The 15,615-nt window shown below is 59.6% G+C and carries 10 protein-coding genes, 3 tRNA genes and 2 rRNA genes (1 of these 15 running past the window's edge); 4 read left to right on the top strand and 11 right to left on the bottom strand.

Features of this window, described 5'->3' with window-relative positions:
* Window positions 1-33 precede the first annotated feature (33 nt).
* The 3 genes from AC0MRV_RS09665 to galA are packed head-to-tail and all read left to right on the top strand — an operon-like array spanning window position 34 to window position 4,813.
* Window positions 34-993, top strand: a complete 960-nt coding sequence (locus AC0MRV_RS09665; RefSeq protein ID WP_472764255.1) for a hydroxypyruvate isomerase family protein — start codon at window positions 34-36, stop codon at window positions 991-993.
* A gap of 23 nt (window positions 994-1,016) precedes the next feature.
* Window positions 1,017-1,910: a 2-dehydropantoate 2-reductase gene (locus AC0MRV_RS09660; protein WP_472764254.1), complete on the top strand. Its 894-nt coding sequence runs from the start codon at window positions 1,017-1,019 to the stop codon at window positions 1,908-1,910.
* A 56-nt stretch (window positions 1,911-1,966) separates the two neighbouring features.
* Window positions 1,967-4,813 (top strand): beta-galactosidase GalA, encoded by a 2,847-nt coding sequence (gene galA, locus AC0MRV_RS09655; RefSeq protein ID WP_472764253.1) that lies wholly within the window; start codon window positions 1,967-1,969, stop codon window positions 4,811-4,813.
* Window positions 4,814-5,061: 248 nt separating this feature from the next.
* Here the strand turns inward: galA and AC0MRV_RS09650 are convergent.
* From AC0MRV_RS09650 to AC0MRV_RS09620, 7 genes are all read right to left on the bottom strand, one after another.
* Window positions 5,062-5,145: transfer RNA gene (locus AC0MRV_RS09650), tRNA-Leu, on the bottom strand.
* 67 nt (window positions 5,146-5,212) lie between these two features.
* Window positions 5,213-6,115, bottom strand: a complete 903-nt coding sequence (asd, locus tag AC0MRV_RS09645) for an archaetidylserine decarboxylase (RefSeq protein ID WP_472764252.1) — start codon at window positions 6,113-6,115, stop codon at window positions 5,213-5,215.
* 66 nt (window positions 6,116-6,181) lie between these two features.
* Window positions 6,182-7,903 carry a sigma-54-dependent transcriptional regulator gene (locus AC0MRV_RS09640; protein WP_472764251.1) on the bottom strand — a complete coding sequence of 574 codons (1,722 nt, stop codon included), beginning with the start codon at window positions 7,901-7,903 and terminating at the stop codon, window positions 6,182-6,184.
* Between the two features lie 26 nt (window positions 7,904-7,929).
* A complete protein-coding gene (locus AC0MRV_RS09635; protein ID WP_472764250.1) occupies window positions 7,930-8,442 on the bottom strand; it encodes a DUF4388 domain-containing protein in 513 nt (170 codons plus the stop codon).
* Window positions 8,443-8,658: 216 nt separating this feature from the next.
* A complete protein-coding gene (locus AC0MRV_RS09630) occupies window positions 8,659-9,078 on the bottom strand; it encodes an energy transducer TonB (protein WP_472764249.1) in 420 nt (139 codons plus the stop codon).
* Between the two features lie 228 nt (window positions 9,079-9,306).
* On the bottom strand, window positions 9,307-9,501 hold the full coding sequence (locus tag AC0MRV_RS09625) for a SlyX family protein (RefSeq protein WP_472764248.1): 195 nt from the start codon (window positions 9,499-9,501) through the stop codon (window positions 9,307-9,309).
* A gap of 42 nt (window positions 9,502-9,543) precedes the next feature.
* Complete coding sequence (locus AC0MRV_RS09620) at window positions 9,544-10,194, bottom strand: response regulator (RefSeq protein WP_472764247.1); 651 nt, start codon at window positions 10,192-10,194, stop codon at window positions 9,544-9,546.
* A 182-nt stretch (window positions 10,195-10,376) separates the two neighbouring features.
* Between AC0MRV_RS09620 and AC0MRV_RS09615 the strand changes: the two genes are divergently transcribed.
* On the top strand, window positions 10,377-12,044 hold the full coding sequence (locus AC0MRV_RS09615) for an NAD(P)/FAD-dependent oxidoreductase (protein WP_472764246.1): 1,668 nt from the start codon (window positions 10,377-10,379) through the stop codon (window positions 12,042-12,044).
* 223 nt (window positions 12,045-12,267) lie between these two features.
* Here AC0MRV_RS09615 and rrf read toward each other — a convergent pair.
* The 4 genes from rrf to AC0MRV_RS09595 form a co-directional block, all read right to left on the bottom strand.
* A 5S ribosomal RNA gene (rrf, locus tag AC0MRV_RS09610) occupies window positions 12,268-12,383 on the bottom strand.
* Window positions 12,384-12,469: 86 nt separating this feature from the next.
* Window positions 12,470-15,317: ribosomal RNA gene (locus AC0MRV_RS09605) — 23S ribosomal RNA — on the bottom strand.
* 120 nt (window positions 15,318-15,437) lie between these two features.
* A tRNA-Ile gene (locus tag AC0MRV_RS09600) sits at window positions 15,438-15,514 on the bottom strand.
* Between the two features lie 33 nt (window positions 15,515-15,547).
* Window positions 15,548-15,615, bottom strand: a tRNA-Ala gene (locus tag AC0MRV_RS09595) (it continues 8 nt past the right edge of the window).

Genomic DNA, 15,615 nt, shown 5'->3' with positions numbered 1-15,615 from the left:
CCAACGCCCCTGGCCGGCACGCCCCCTTACCCCATGCAACGTCGTTCCTTCCTCCGCCATACCCTCACCGCTGGCGCTGCCCTCGCCGCCCTCGGACCGCGTCGTCTCGCCGCCCAAGCCTCCCCCGCAGCCCTGCCCCCTTTCAGCCTCGGCTACGCTCCCCACCCCGGCATGTTCCACAACCTCGCCGGTCCGGACGTCCTCGAGCAGATCGCCTTCGCCGCCGCCCGAGGATTCACCGCGTGGGAGGACAACGGTATGCCGGGTCGGCCCGTCGCGGAGCAGGAAGCCATCGGGGCGGCCCTTGCCGCGCACAAGATGCAGATGGGCGTGTTCGTTGCCTTTGCGGATTTCGAGACCCCCTCCTTCGCCGTAAAAAGCGAGGCCAGCCAGGCGCGCGTGCTCGACGCCGTGCACAACGCCGTCGAGGTCGCCAAACGTTGTGGCGCGAAGTGGATGACCGTCGTTCCCGGCACCGTCGACCAGCAGGCCAAATCCGACGAACGGTGGAACGCCTACGGCGGCCCGCGCCTTTCCGAGGGTTATCAGTTCGCCAACGTCGTGGAGCTGCTCCGCCGCTGCGCCGCGATGCTCGAGCCACACGACCTCACCATGGTGCTCGAACCGCTCAACTGGCACCGCGACCACGGCGGTGTCTGGCTGCAACATTCCGACCAAGCCTACGCCGTGTGCAAAGCGGTCAACAGCCCGGCCTGCAAAATCCTTTTCGACATCTATCACCAACAGATTTCCGAAGGAAATCTCATCCCCAACATCGACCAGTGCTGGGACGAAATCGCGTATTTCCAATGTGGTGACAACCCCGGTCGCAACGAGCCCGGCACCGGCGAGATCAACTACCGCAGGGTCTTCGCCCACCTGCGCGCCAAGGGCTGGACGGGCGTGGTCGGCATGGAGCACGGCAAGTCCCAACGCGGGGCCGAGGGCGAGCAAGCCTTGCTGCGCGCCTACCGCGACGCCGACGCCGGTTGAGCCCGATCCGCCGACCGCATCGCATGGCCACACGCGTCGCTCTGATCGGTCCGGGCGCCATCGGCGGCACGATCGCCGCGCACCTCGGCGCGCAGTCGGAAATCGCACTCCACCTCGTCGTGCGCACTCCCTTTGCCGAACTCTCCCTGCTCACACCCGACGGCGAGACCATCCGCACTGCTCCAGCGTTCCTGACCGATTCCGACGCGCCGGACCCCCTCGAATTTGATTGGGTCTTGGTCGCTACGAAAGCCTACCACGTCCCGGCAATCGCCCCGTGGTTGCAGCGGCTCGTTGGTCCGCAGACGCGGGTCGCGATCCTGCAAAACGGCGTCGAACACCGTGAGCGTTTCGCCGGCCTTGTTTCGCCCGACCAAGTGCTGCCCGTCATGGTCGACATCCCCGCCGAACGCATGGCTCCCGGCAAATTCCACCAGCGCGCATGGGGCCTGCTGCGGGTGCCGGACGACCGTCTGGGTCACGCCTTCGTCGAGCTGTTCACCCACACCCCGATCGACGCCGCCACCGCCACGGACTTCACCACCGTGCTCTGGCGCAAGCTCACCCTCAACGCCCCCGGTGCGCTCAACGCCTTGCTGCTGCAGCCAAATCGTATCGTGCAGCAGATGGACATCGCCGACCTTATGCGGGCGATGATGATCGAGACGCTCACGGTCGCGCGGGCCGAAGGTGCCGACCTCCCCGATTCGCTGCCCGATGAGATTCTCGAGAGCATGCGCCAAGCCTCGCCCGACGGTGTAAATTCCCTGCAAGCCGATCGCGCCGCCGGCCGCCCGCTGGAAGTCGACGCACGCAACGGCGCCGTGGTTCGCGCCGGGCTGCGCCACGGTATTCCAACGCCCCTCAATCAGATGGCGCTGACGCTGCTGCAGGCTCTGGATACCACCCCCAAATGAGCGCAGGGTAGGCCGGATTGACCACCTCCTCCGCTGGCGGCAGAACATAAGGTCCCATGTTTGCCCCCCGTCGATCTTTCGCCCCGTCACTGGCAGGCTGCCTCGCCCTCTTCATCGCGCTAAGCGCCGCCGCCGCTTCACCGCGGGAACGCACGCTCATCGATGCCCACTGGCGCTTCGCCTTTGGTCATCCATCCGACACCGCGCGGGACTTTGCCCACGCGACCGGCTACTTTTCCTACCTGGCCAAAACCGGCTTTGGCGACGGGCCGGCGGCGGCCGACTTCGACGACCGCGCGTGGCGGGAGCTGGACCTGCCTCACGATTGGGCCGTCGAGGCTCCATTCTCTCCGGCTGGGAGCCACAGCCATGGCTACAAGGCTGCCGGCAAAGGTTTCCCGGAGCGCTCGGTCGGTTGGTATCGCCGCCGCTTCACCATCGCCGAGTCCGATTTCGGGCGTCGCATTTCACTGGAGTTCGACGGGGTCTTTCGCGCCAGCCGCGTTTGGGTGAACGGATTCTTCGTGGGCGAACACGCCAGCGGGTATTCGGGCTTTCAATACGACGTCACCGACTACCTCAATTACGGCGGCGACAACACCATCGCCGTGCGGGTCGACGCCTCCATGGAGGAAGGCTGGTTCTACGAGGGCGCCGGTATCACTCGCCACGTCTGGTTACTCAAGACCGCCCCCGTGCACGTGAAGCCGTGGGGCACCGCTATCACGACGGAGCTCGCCACCGATCACCAATCGGCGGTGGTCCACATCGGGACCGAAGTCCGCCACAGCGGACGGGAAGAGACCGGCATTTTCCTGCGGCACGCCTTGGTCGATCCCCACGGCAAGACGGTGGGCACCTCCACCCTCACGCCCGCGCCGCTGCAACCGGGTAGCGAGACCACTCTCCAGACGAGGCTTCCAGTGGGTGCGCCCGCGCTGTGGTCTCTGCACACACCGCAACGCTACACCGTCGTCACCACCATCCTCGATCGCGATGAAGTGGAACTGGATCGGACCGAAACCCCGTTTGGCATCCGTTCGATCCGCTGGGCCCCCGACGAAGGTTTCTTCCTCAACGAGGAACACGTGAAATTGAAGGGCATCAACCTGCACCAGGATCACGCCGGGGTCGGCGCCGCGGTGCCCGACGCGCTGTATGATTTCCGGCTGCGGCGGCTGAAGGAGTTTGGTGTCAACGCCATCCGCACCGGACACCGCCCGCCGGCACCAGAGCTCCTTGCCGCCTGTGACCGACTCGGCGTGCTGGTCGTAGACGAAAACCGGCTGATGGGGAGCAGCGCTCTGCACCTTGACGAGCTCTCCCGCATGATCCGGCGCGACCGCAATCATCCGAGCGTCATCATCTGGTCGGTTGGCAACGAAGAGTGGCGCATCGAAGGCAACGAATTCGGCGCGCGCATCACCCAAACCATGCAGGACTTCGCCCGCCGCCTCGATCCCTCGCGCCGCACGACTGTGGCTATCTCCGGCGGCTGGGGCGGCTCGTCCACCACGACCGATGTTGTCGGCTACAACTACATCAATCAAAGCGACCCCGACCAACAGCACGCCGATTTCCCGCACCAACCCGGCTTTGGCTCGGAGGAAACCTCCACCCAAAGCACGCGCGGCATCTTCGTCACCGATGCCGCACGCGGCCACCTTGCCCCCCAGGTCAAAGGCGACACCGGCGGCAACAATGAGGTCGGCTGGAAGTTCTATTCCGCGCGGCCCTTTCTCGCCGGCCTGTTCTACTGGACCGGCTTCGACTACCGCGGCGAGCCTACCCCCTTCGCTTGGCCGGCGGTTTCATCCCAGTTCGGATTGTTCGACCTCTGTGGCTTCCCCAAGGACAGCACCTACTACTTCAAAGCGTGGTGGACCGACGAACCGACCCTCCACCTCGCGCCGCATTGGAATTGGCCCGACCGCGTAGGCCACACGATCGAAGTCACCGCCTACTCCAACCACGAGACGGTGGAACTGCTGCTCAACGGCGAGTCCCTCGGCCGGCAAAACGTTCCCGACCAGAGCAAGCTCACTTGGGAGGTCCCCTACGCACCCGGCCGACTCGAGGCGCGTGGTTTCCGCAACGACGCGGTCGTGCAGACCACGGTGATCGAAACCACGGGCGAGCCGACGAGACTGGACCTCGCTGCCACTCGCCCCCCTCCGGGCCCGCATGGACGCCCGGTGGTGATCTACTCCGTAAGCGCCCACGATGAATCCGGCCGACCCGTCCCGACTGCACAAAACGAAGTTAGCTTCGAAGTCACTGGTGGGCGCATCATCGGTGTCGGTAACGGCGACCCGTCGAGCCACGAGCCCGATCGCTTTCTGGTCAATGACACGCTTCTCTTGGTCGATGATTGGCGGGGAGCCATCGCGGCCGCCGGCACCGACTCACCGTCTGACCATCCGGAACAAATGCCTCCAATGGCACCGCTCGGCGCGTGGGGGGCAACCGTTCCAACCGGCGGCCAACGCTACGACCTCACGGGCACCTTCACCCTCGAAACGCAACCAGAGAAAGCGACTTACGACCTCTTCATGCCGATGGTCGGCCGCTCCGCCCGCATCTGGCTGAACGGCCGCGAGATCGCGACCGATCTCGACACCAGCAGCCAAGGCCCCGCCCTCTCCCTTGATCGCGATCACCTCCAGGCAGGCGTAAATCGTATCCAAATGATCGTGACTCCGTTCGACGGTCCGACCCGGGTGCCCGAGCGCAATGACCTCGGCACCGTCCGCATCCGCCGCCCTGCCGCGACGCCACAGCGTCGCCTGTTCAACGGCTTGGCCCAGGTGATCGTGGAGGCGAAATCTTCCGAAACGGAAGTCACCCTCACCGCCACCGCCGAGAGCCTGAAACCCGCGCAACTCACGTCTGCTGCTCACTGATCCAGGTCTCCTGTAGCTCGATCCGAGACCTCCCTTAGAGCAGGCCCCGCCAGCCGCTCCCCGGAGAGCGCGAAGGCTGGTGCTCGGGACTGGATTGGCCCCGCCAAAGCGGGGTCTCGCCCCCGCGAGATCGCCCTACCGGGCGCCCCTTCTCCGCTGCGCTCCGTCGAACCATGTTTCTCGTCCAGTCCCTCCCAGTGAATTCGAGAACTGGCATCGCCAGCGGAAGCTCTGTGAGGAGCGAAGGCTGGTGCTCGGGACTGGACTCGAACCAGCACGCCATTCGGCAAGGGCTTCTAAGACCCTCGTGTCTACCATTCCACCACCCGAGCGGATGTGTGATGGCCGACAGTGAAGCCGCCGCGCCACACAGGGAAAGCCTGAACTTGAGCGTCGCTTTCAGCTCGTCGCGTGACCGAGAACATCGCCCATCTTGGCGTAGACCTCACGCTGTGCGCGACCGTGCTCCACCAGATCCGAAGCGAATGTGATACGGCCGGCTTGGAAGACCGTGATCACGCAGGATCCACCAAACTTGAAGAGCCCTTTCTCCTCCCCCTTCACATTGGTGCGACCCTCGACAAACAGTTGTTTGATCGTGCCCACACAGGTCGCGCCGACTTCAAACATCGCGACTTGACCAAAACGCGGCGAGTCGATGCGCGTGCGCATGCGTTTGTTCTGCACCAAATATTTCACCTGCCGGCGCAGGGCGATGGGGCTCACCGAATACAACCAGCCATTGATGAGCTCGGCGGGCTCCGGCACGCCCTCGACCGGGAAGTGGAATCGATGGTAATCCACCGGGCAGAGCCGCGAGATCACCATCGACCCGCCGGTGAAAGGAGCAGCGTCCTCGGCTTTGCCGAAAAGTTCGGTGAGGCTGAATTTCGAGCCCTTCACATAAAACCCATCGGCTTCGTCCACGTTGGGAAAAGCCAAGTGACGACCGTCCGCCGGCAGGACCGCAACGTCGTCCCCCGTCGCGATCGGACGGGCGGTGGGCGCGAGAGCGCGGGCGAAAAACTCGTTGAAGGTCCGGTATTCCCACGCCTGCTTGCCGAATTCATCGGCATCCAGGTTATAGTCGACGACGAATGGCAGCACCTTGTTGCCACTGTAGGCGCGATTCATGCGCAGGCCGTAATACCAAGAGAAGAATTTGCGGCGCAGCAGGACCGAAGTGGTCGCTCGACCGAGGCCCGTTTCGTAGGCCCAACGCAGCCACTTTTCGCCATAAACCTGCTCACGTTCGATCTGGCCGGTGTAGCGATTGAAAAAGTCGATGGGAGTCGATGCCATGGTCGCCGATGAGGCAAAGGACACGGGTGGTTCGGCTCAACGCCCGAATCACCACGATGCGGAGGGTCAGTGGTTGCGGTGGCTTTCGCGGTATTCGCGCATCAGACCGAGCAAACGCTCCAACCGGTCGGCGTCGTCCGGGCGGTCGTAGACCTCGTGAAACGGCTCGCAATCCTCCGGTTCCGGAAAGGCCTCCAGCAGGGCCAGGGTCGTGGTCGGGCTGATTCGTCGAATCTGTTGCCCGAGCTCGCCGGCCGAGAACACGTCCAGCGGAGGGGCGACAAGCACGTGGTGGAAGGGTTCGGGTGCGCAAAGCAGCGCCGCCACGGCCCCCAGGGCATCGGCAACGCCGAGAACGGATCGCTCGGCGCGCGTCGCCATCGCCAACGTGGACGTGCGCCAAAGGTCGTCGGGGGAAACGATGAGAATACGTTCGTGTTGGCTGGCACTGTAGGAACGGGGGGCCGCGTTGCCCGCAGCCGCAAACATCGAAAGCAAGGCCTCGGACTTGTTGTCCAAGTAGTCGTGCAATTGTTGTTGGTCGACACCAAGAACCGCCGCGGCGCGAGCCACGTCGCTCGTGGTTCGCACCACCCGTTCCACGTGCTTGACCGCCGCCCGCTCGACCTGAGTTGTGAGACTGGGCCAACGAGCACTCGCCACCACTTCGGGCAAGGAGGCCAGCGTGATGCCGGTCGACTCCAATCGCGCGGCCACGTAATCCGCCACCTGATGCAGTTCGGTGTAGTTGCGCGGCCAGCTGTAGGCTGCGAGCGCTTCGCGCGCGGCCCCGTCGTATTCGGGTCGGCCTTCAACTTGGTAGCTGGAACTGCTGCTCACCGCATCGAGAAAGATCTCGGTCACCTCTCCCGCAAAGTCCGTGACCGGCGGAATCCGCATCGAGAAGAGCGACAGGCGGAAGTAGAGGCTTTCGTTGAGCTTCCCTTCTGCCAGCAACTGGTCGGGGTCGCGATGGGTGGTGGCGATGATGCGGATGTCCTGCACCAAACGCACCAGATCCGCCAGCATGCCTTGGGCGTGCAATGGCAGTTGCTCCACCTGCAGGAGCACCATCGTGCCACCGGAAAACGCCTGTAACCAAGCGTGCGCGTTTTGCCCCCATTGGGTGGTAAGCTCGTCGACGTCGGCGTTGGCAAAATTGATCACCTTCAAGGGGCCCGCGGCACGGTGGGAATGGCGATGCAGCAACGACAGGATGTCGGTGTTGAAAACCCCCTCGGCGGCCTCCACCAACACGCGGTTTCGAACCTTGGCCATGCGCGCGAGACGGAACCGGACATCGCGTAGCCGTGGGCCGGGCAGGAAGGGACGCAGCGCCTCCTCCAATCCCTCAACGGTGATTTCCCGCATCGGCGCTTTCATGGCCGCGCCGGGTGCACTCGGTGCATCAGCGTTGGCGGCCGAGGCTTGGTCGGCCAGCGTTTTCTCGAGCACTTTCTTGAGTTGCTCGATCCGCAGGGGCTTGGCGAGAAACTGCACCGAACCCAACTTCAAGGCGCGCACCTGCACCTCCGGATCCCGCGAGGCCGAAAACAATACGACCGCGATCTTGGGAAACTCTTTGCGCACGATTTCCAGCAGCTCCAAGCCATCCATCGGCTCCATCAGAACATCGGAAATGATCATGTCCGGCGGATCGGCCCGCACCATGGTGAGCGCCGACTCGCCGTCACTGGCCAAGGCCGCGTTGTGACCGAGGCTTTCCGCCAAGGTAAGCATCAACTGCCCGGTGGCGCGATCGTCTTCAACTACGAGAATCTTGGCCATGAATCAAAAAGTCTCCGCAATGTTCATCACGCGCCGCAGAATTCGTCGGACAGTTGCATCAGCAGCGCGGCGCTGTCCGCCGGCAGGGTTTGGAAAGCAATGCGCATCGTGCCCGGCAAAAATTGATAACGCCCGCCGGACAGAGTGAGCACCTGACGCAGAGCTGCGACCCCGGGCTGCACGTCCTCTGCCTGGGCGTCGACCAACACGCCATCCGCCACCGTGACCGCAGCGGTCATGCCAGAAGATGACTCGAGTAGCAGCTCGCCGGTTTTTTTTGTGAGGTGGAGGACCCGGAGGATCTCCAGCAACACGACGGGGGTAAACGGACCGATCAGCCGCACGGCTTCTCGACGATCCGGGTTGGTGCGGGCATTCGCCGCGCGTTGCCGGAGCTTTTCCGCCTCCTTCGTCCACCCGAGAAGCTCATACTTCGTCGCCAACCGCTCCATGTCTTCAGGAATCGGACGCGCAGCGATGCGCTGTTCGAGCTCACTGAGCTCCCAGAGATCGTCGAGGTTTTGCGTGGGTTCAGCCATGGTAAACTACGAGAGCAAGCCCATTTGGACGAGCAAGCGAACGGACATGCAACAACACCTCATAGGGCAACTCAAGCACTCGGACGTTCAGCATATCTACGCATAGCGTTTTCCACCGTAGCGACGGTGGAGCCGCGCTGCGCTCGATCGAAACCGAAAACCCCGCTCGGCTGAGAGCCGAAGCGGGGCTTATGAATCAACTTGGCGCGATCCCAGTCAGTCGCGCTCGAGTGCCGCGACCTGGGGCATGACGAACTCGAACGGAACCTGAATGCGGGCGGAAATCTTTTGACCGTTGGCCTCTGCCGGGCTGAACGACCATTGCTTGGCCGCGTTGACGGCCTGAATGCCGAATTCCGGCAAGGTCGAACGAACCGCCTTGGCTTCAACGACCCGACCGGTCGAGTCGACGAGCATTTCGACCGTCGCGATGCCCTGGATACCACGTTCCCGGAGGTAGGTCGGGTAAACGGGAGCCGTTTTCTCCAGAACCGTTGGGGCCTTATCCATCCCCGCGATATGGGCGACCTTGGTGACGTTGCCCGCGCTGGCGGTGGCGGTTGAGTCGGCGGCGGCTGAGCAGAGCGTGGCAACTGTCAGGGAAACCACCGCAGCGAGAAGGGTTTTGAGAGTCATGGCTGAATCCTGGTTGATTGTTACGGGATAGTTACAACGTAACTTCATCGTCACATTTGCCAAGGAGAGTAATGTTACGTTTTCGGCCGGGCGCAGCGCTCTCAGACTTCGCCGCGCTCTAGTCGCTGTGTTGGCGGATAGAGACGGGTAACCACTCTTATCCCCCCGAGCATCGCGGCGAGCACCTGAGCCCACCGACTAAATTCGACCGGAAATGGCAGAAGTCCGCTAGTAATGCGGAGGCCGCTCGTTGGGATCGAGAGGCGATTCCCGACTGCTCATGCGTTCGCGCATTTGCAGCAGATCCTCCCGCAATTTTTGCAGGGTATCTCCTTGTTGCAGCATCACTTTATCCTGCTCGACGACGTGTCGTTCAAGCCAGGCCAGTCGCTCCTCAAGGCGGGCTATACGGGCTTCATCCATCGGTTGCTCTCTCGACTCCCGGTTGCACTCCGTCAAACCAAGCTAGCCCTTATCAGAGGCCTGTTCAACCTCCGCGGCCGCCGCTTTAGCTGCACGTTCCTCTTCTTCCTTCCGCGCGCGAGCCGCATCAGCCTTAAGCTTTTCCAACTCTGGCAAAACAACCGCCTTGTAACAATCGGGGCACACCGAATGGCTGAAGTCGGTCCCCGTCCGCGTATTGATGTAGCTCTCGATTTGAGTCCAATAGTTCGAGTCCTCACGGACCTTCTTGCAGTAGGAACAGATGGGGAGGAAGGCCTCCAAGGTGCGGACTTGAGTGGCAAACTGCAGGATTCGCTCCGCGACACGCAAACGCATCCATAATTCATTTACATCCAGCGGCTTGCTGAGAAAATCATCTACGCCAGCATCGGCTGCCTCGCGCTCGTTCTCCGTCGATGCGGTCCGACTCGTGAGCAGGATGAAATACACGTAATCTTCACCTGGCCGTTTGCGGACTTGGCGACAGAACTCCAGCCCGTCCATCTGCGGCATCATCCAATCACTGACGATGACACGCACTTTCTCCCGGGCGAGCACATCGAGCGCCGCCTCGCCATCTTCAGCTTCGATGACTTCATGACCCAACTTTTTGAGCGCCTGCCTCAGCACACGACGCGCAACCGGATCGTCTTCAACAGCTAGAATTTGCAAAATGGAAGTCTCCTGGGGACAAACCCGCCCACAATGGAACGTGGACGCTCTAGACACTAATCGATTTTTACCGCCCGAGGTCAACTCCCGGACGTGGCCTGATTTCATCGGGAGTTGCCGAAGCGCAGCAATTCCGTCCGCCTTTCTCTCTCCCACAAGAGCCATCTAGATCCCACCGCAAGGTGAAGAAATTTGCCGGCGGCGACTCGCGGTCGTCCTTGTCGCCAAGTCTCCAACACGCCTTGCTCATGGGCAACATGGCCGATCATCGCGCTCAAACAGTCGACGTATCGCTTCCGCTAGCCCGCGCGAACGATGTCACGCAGCAGAAAGTTGCGGTGGCGAAGAAGCTGCGAGTTGCGCCGCACCGGATCGCCTCACTTCACCTGCAAAAACGTTCGATCGACGCCCGGAAGCGCGAAATTGTAATCCGCCTACGTTTTGAAGTCGCAATCGATCGGCCGAAGCTCCCCCCACCGGAGCCCATAGCAGACTACCCCGCTGTTCCCAACGGAGCGAAACGCGTAATCGTCGTAGGCTCTGGTCCGGCGGGTCTTTTTGCCGCCCTGCAACTGATCGAACGCGGACTCAAACCGATCGTGCTTGAACGCGGTAAAGACGCCTCCGCTCGTCGGTTCGATCTTGCCCCCTTACTCAGGGCTGGCCGGGTCGTTGAAGATTCGAACTACTGTTTCGGCGAGGGCGGTGCCGGAACCTTTTCCGACGGTAAACTCTACACCCGAGCCACGAAGCGCGGGCCTGTTCAGAAAGTCTACGAAACGTTCGTAGCACATGGAGCACCATCCGACATTCTAGTCGATGCGCATCCCCACATCGGGTCGAACCTGTTGCCCAATGTCGTGATGGCGATACGCAGAAGCATTCTTAACGCCGGAGGTGAAGTTCATTTTCAGCAACGGGTTACCGATCTGCTGCTTACTCGAGGAAGAGTGCACGGCGTCGTCACTGCAACAGGAGATGAGTTCAACGCAGACGCGGTGATTCTAGCCACCGGCCACAGCGCTCGAGACATTTACCGTCTCTTGAACCGCCGCGGGCTTCTCCTGGAGCCGAAACCTTTCGCGATCGGCGTAAGAATCGAACATCCGCAATCGCTCATCGACGCACGACAGTATCACCTCGGCCGAGATGCAAAGCGGCCGGACTACCTGCCCGCTGCGAGCTACCGGCTTGCGACAAAGATACGCGACCGTGGCGTGCATTCTTTTTGCATGTGCCCCGGCGGATTCATCGTTCCTGCGGCGACCGAAAATGATGAGGTGGTCGTCAATGGCATGAGCCTATCTCGTCGAGATTCATTTTACGCCAACAGCGGGTTGGTGGTCACAATCGAGCCTGAAGATACCGCGGACCTTATACCAAAATTCGGGGTTCTCGCTGGTATCGCCTTCCAAAAGAACCTTGAGCAGTCCGCCAAAATTGCAGGCGGCGGCGGACAAAAAGCTCCGGGTCAACGGGTTCCTGATTTTATCCAAGGGCGCGGATCGGAGAAACTAAATCCAACATCATATCACCCCGGTATCGTTGCCAGCCGCTTGGATGAGCTCCTGCCTCGTGGAGTGGTTGAGCGTCTCCGCGAAGGCCTTCTGCTTTTTGGAAGACAAATCAAAGGTTATGATAGTGAAATCGCGCAATTAATCGGAGTGGAAACTCGCACAAGCTCCCCATTGCGCATACCTCGGAAGGAGTCGTTGGAGCATCCAATGGTAGAGGGTTTGTTTCCATGCGGAGAAGGCGCTGGCTTCGCCGGCGGAATCGTCAGCGCAGCTTTGGATGGCATGCGAACAGCGGACGCAGTCGCTAGAATGGTTAGAGCGTCCATCGCCTGAGCAATCAACCTGACGGTAAAGATTCCGCGGTAGCTCATCATAACCGGCACTTCCACCCGGCGCCATCGTTGACGTGTGTCCGGGACGACCACCCAGTCATGGATTTGCCTTAATCCCTGCCACACTACCGATGAACGTACGCATGAGGTAACAAAGCCGCCGCCGATCAATAGACGGAAAAAAAGAAGGCCCGGACCCTGCGTTAACAGAATCCGGGCCAAAAACCTGGCGACAACCTACTCTCGCGGGACCTATCGTCCAACTACCATTGGCTGCTCGGGGCTTAACGGCCGTGTTCGGGATGGGAACGGGTGGGACCCCCGGCATATAACCACCAGGAAGGGGAATCCCGTCGAAGACGGGATAAGTCATAAAGTTCAGGTAAAGTAGGTAAAATAAACGCCTGAGAACACCATGCGTTTTGTGTGCATAAACCGGCAGGGTCATTAGTAGCACTAAGCTGAACATGTTACCATGCTTACACTTGTGCCCTATCAACCGGGTGGTCTACCCGGACCCTGCACCGACCGAAGTCGGATTGAGACCTTATCTTGGGAACAGCTTGGCGCTTAGATGCTTTCAGCGCTTATCTTTTCCGAACTTAGCTACCCGGCGCTGCCACTGACGTGACAACCGGAACACCAGCGGTTCGTCATTCTCGGTCCTCTCGTACTAGAGAATGAACCCCTCAAGTCTCAAACGCCCACAGCGGATAGAGGACCGAACTGTCTCACGACGTTCTGAACCCAGCTCGCGTACCACTTTAATCGGCGAACAGCCGAACCCTTGGGACCTTCTCCAGCCCCAGGATGTGATGAGCCGACATCGAGGTGCCAAACCGCGCCGTCGCTGTGAACGCTTGGGCGCGATCAGCCTGTTATCCCTAGCGTACCTTTTGTCCTATGAGCGATGGCGATTCCACATTCAACCACCGGATCACTTGATCCTGCTTTCGCAACTGCTCGACTTGTAGGTCTCACAGTAAAGCTCCCTTATACTCATGCGCTCTAAAGCCCGATTACCGACCGGGCTGAGGGAACCTTCGAAATCCTCCGTTACACTTTGGGAGGATACCGCCCCAGTAAAACTGACCTGCTATCACTGTCCCTTGCCCGGATAACGGGTCAAGGTTAGACGCCTAACCAACAAAGAGTGGTATTTCACATTGTGACTCCTCTTCACCCTGGAGTGAAGGATCAACGTCTCCCACCTATTCTACGCAATGAAAATCAAGCGACAATAACAGCTTACAGTAAAGGTGCATAGGGTCTTTCCGTCCTGCTGCGGGTAAGCGGCATCTTCACCGCTACTACAATTTCACCGAGCATCTCTCCGAGACAGTCGTCAACTCGTTACACGATTCGTGCGGGTCGGAACTTACCCGACAAGGAATTTCGCTACCTTAGGACCGTTATAGTTACGGCCGACATTCACGAGGGCTTAGACCCGGAGCTCTCACCCCAGATGTTCACCTTTTCGCATTGGTCACGTGTCACTCCCTATACGTCGTCTTGCGACTTTGCAGAGAGCTGTGTTTTTGCTAAACAGTCGGTTGACGCTATTAACTGCGACCTTCCGAAGAAGGCACCCCTTATACCGAAGATACGGGGCTAATTTGCCGAGTTCCTTAGAGAGATTTAACTCGCGCGCCTGAGAATACTCATCCCGGATACCTGTGTCGGTTTGCGGTACGGGCGACCTGCATAGTAATCCTAAAGCTTTTCTTGTAACCTCGTTTCCCTACACCCGCTCAGCCGTAGCTTTGCAGTGCCTTGTCATAACAGGTCTGTAGGGTCCCTCGATCAGCACTTTAGGGATAGTTGCAAGCCGGCGGAGGAATATTAACCTCCTGTGCATCGACTACTCCTTACGGCCTCGTCTTAGCTCCCGGCTAACCCTGGGCGGACGAACCTTCCCCAGGAAACCTTATCCTTACGGCGAGATGGAATTTAACCATCTTTATCGTTACTCATGTCTGCATTCTCACTTCCAAGCGCTCCAGAGTCGGTTGCCCCTTCTCCTTCGCTGCACTTGGAACGCTTTCCTACTACTCCAGCTAATGCTGAAATCCACGGCTTCGGTATGTAGCTTAAGTCCCGATCATTTTCGGCGCAATTTCACTCGATGGGTCAGCTATTACGCACTGTTTAAATGGTGGCTGCCTCTAAGCCAACATCCCCATTGTCTAAGTAAAATCACATCCTTTTCCACTGAGCTACATTTTGGGACCTTAACCGATGGTCTGGATTATTCTCCTCTCGACGACGGACGTTAGCACCCGCCGTCTGACTGCCGAGCTACACCCTATGGCATTCGGAGTTTGATAAAGTTCAGTACCCCGGTAGGGGCCCTAGCTTATTCAGTGCTCTACCTCCATAGGTCAGCGCTCGACGCTATACCTCAATATATTTCGGAAAGAACCAGCTATCAGGGGGTTTGATTAGTCTTTCGCTCCTAACCACAACTCATCCGAGCATTTCTCAAGATACACCGGTTCGGACCTCCACGTTGTTTTACCAACGCTTCATCCTGGTCATGGTTAGATCACCTCCCCTTCGGGTCTAATGCCAGCAACTTGACGCCCTATTCAGACTCGCTTTCGCTGCGCCTCCACCGCTGAGCGGCTTAGGCTTGCTACGGACATTAACTCGCAGACTCATTATACAAAAGGCAGGCAGTCACGGCATAAAGCCGCTCCTACTGATTTGTTAGCCATCGGTTTCAGTTACTATTTCACTCCCCTAACAGGGGTGCTTTTCACCTTTCCCTCGCGGTACTAGTTCACTGTCGGTCGTCATCTTGTATTTAGCCTTACGCCGTGGTCGGCGCAGATTCACACCGGGTTTCACGTGTCCGGTGCTACTCAGGATCCCACTAGGTCCGATCAGATTTTCAATTACGGGACTGTCACCCTCTTTGGTCGCCCTTTCCAGAGCGTTCTTCTAATCATCACTTTCCATGATGTGGTCCTACAACCCCAGCGGGATAAATCCCTCTGGTTTGGGCTGTTCCGCTTTCGCTCGCCGCTACTGACGGAATCGATTCTCTTTCTTTTCCTGCGGTTACTGAGATGTTTCACTTCACCGCGTGTCGCTCTACCCGGCCTATATATTCAACCGGGAGTAATACCGAATTACCGGTATTGGGTTTCCCCATTCGGAGACCTCCGGATTAAAGCGTGCGTGCCGCTCCCCGAAGATTTTCGCAGCTTGCTGCGTCCTTCATCGCCATATGACGCCAAGGCATCCACCAATGGCTGTAACTGGTTTATGCAAACGCATGGTATTCTAGGCGTTTATTTTACCCACTTACAAATTTATAAATTATATTTGGAATATAACCCTGAACTTTCAAAGAACTAAATTTTGTATCCCATCTGTCCGTTACCAAAAATGGTGGGCCCAGATGGACTTGAACCATCGACCCCACGCTTATCAAGCGTGTGCTCTGACCAACTGAGCTATGAGCCCGACATTGGGAATCCTCAACAGGGGGGATACTCATGGTGGAGCCGGCCGGATTCGAACCGGCGACCGCCTGCTTGCAAAGCAGATGCTCTACCAACTGAGCT

The sequence above is a fragment of the Actomonas spartinae genome (genome assembly GCF_051209155.1).
In the GTDB taxonomy this organism is placed as follows: Bacteria; Verrucomicrobiota; Verrucomicrobiia; order Opitutales; family Opitutaceae; genus Actomonas.
This window is presented reverse-complemented; position numbering and strand designations above follow the sequence as displayed.

What these genes read in the sequence shown, in the direction of transcription:
- AC0MRV_RS09665 (WP_472764255.1), top strand. Translation starts at nt 34, where the DNA reads ATGCAACGTCGTTCCTTCCTCCGCCATACCCTCACCGCTGGCGCTGCC.
- AC0MRV_RS09660 (WP_472764254.1), top strand. Translation starts at nt 1,017, where the DNA reads ATGGCCACACGCGTCGCTCTGATCGGTCCGGGCGCCATCGGCGGCACG.
- AC0MRV_RS09635 (WP_472764250.1), bottom strand. Translation starts at nt 8,442, where the DNA reads ATGGCTGAACCCACGCAAAACCTCGACGATCTCTGGGAGCTCAGTGAG.
- asd (WP_472764252.1), bottom strand. Translation starts at nt 6,115, where the DNA reads ATGGCATCGACTCCCATCGACTTTTTCAATCGCTACACCGGCCAGATC.
- AC0MRV_RS09630 (WP_472764249.1), bottom strand. Translation starts at nt 9,078, where the DNA reads ATGACTCTCAAAACCCTTCTCGCTGCGGTGGTTTCCCTGACAGTTGCC.
- AC0MRV_RS09625 (WP_472764248.1), bottom strand. Translation starts at nt 9,501, where the DNA reads ATGGATGAAGCCCGTATAGCCCGCCTTGAGGAGCGACTGGCCTGGCTT.
- galA (WP_472764253.1), top strand. Translation starts at nt 1,967, where the DNA reads ATGTTTGCCCCCCGTCGATCTTTCGCCCCGTCACTGGCAGGCTGCCTC.
- AC0MRV_RS09640 (WP_472764251.1), bottom strand. Translation starts at nt 7,903, where the DNA reads ATGGCCAAGATTCTCGTAGTTGAAGACGATCGCGCCACCGGGCAGTTG.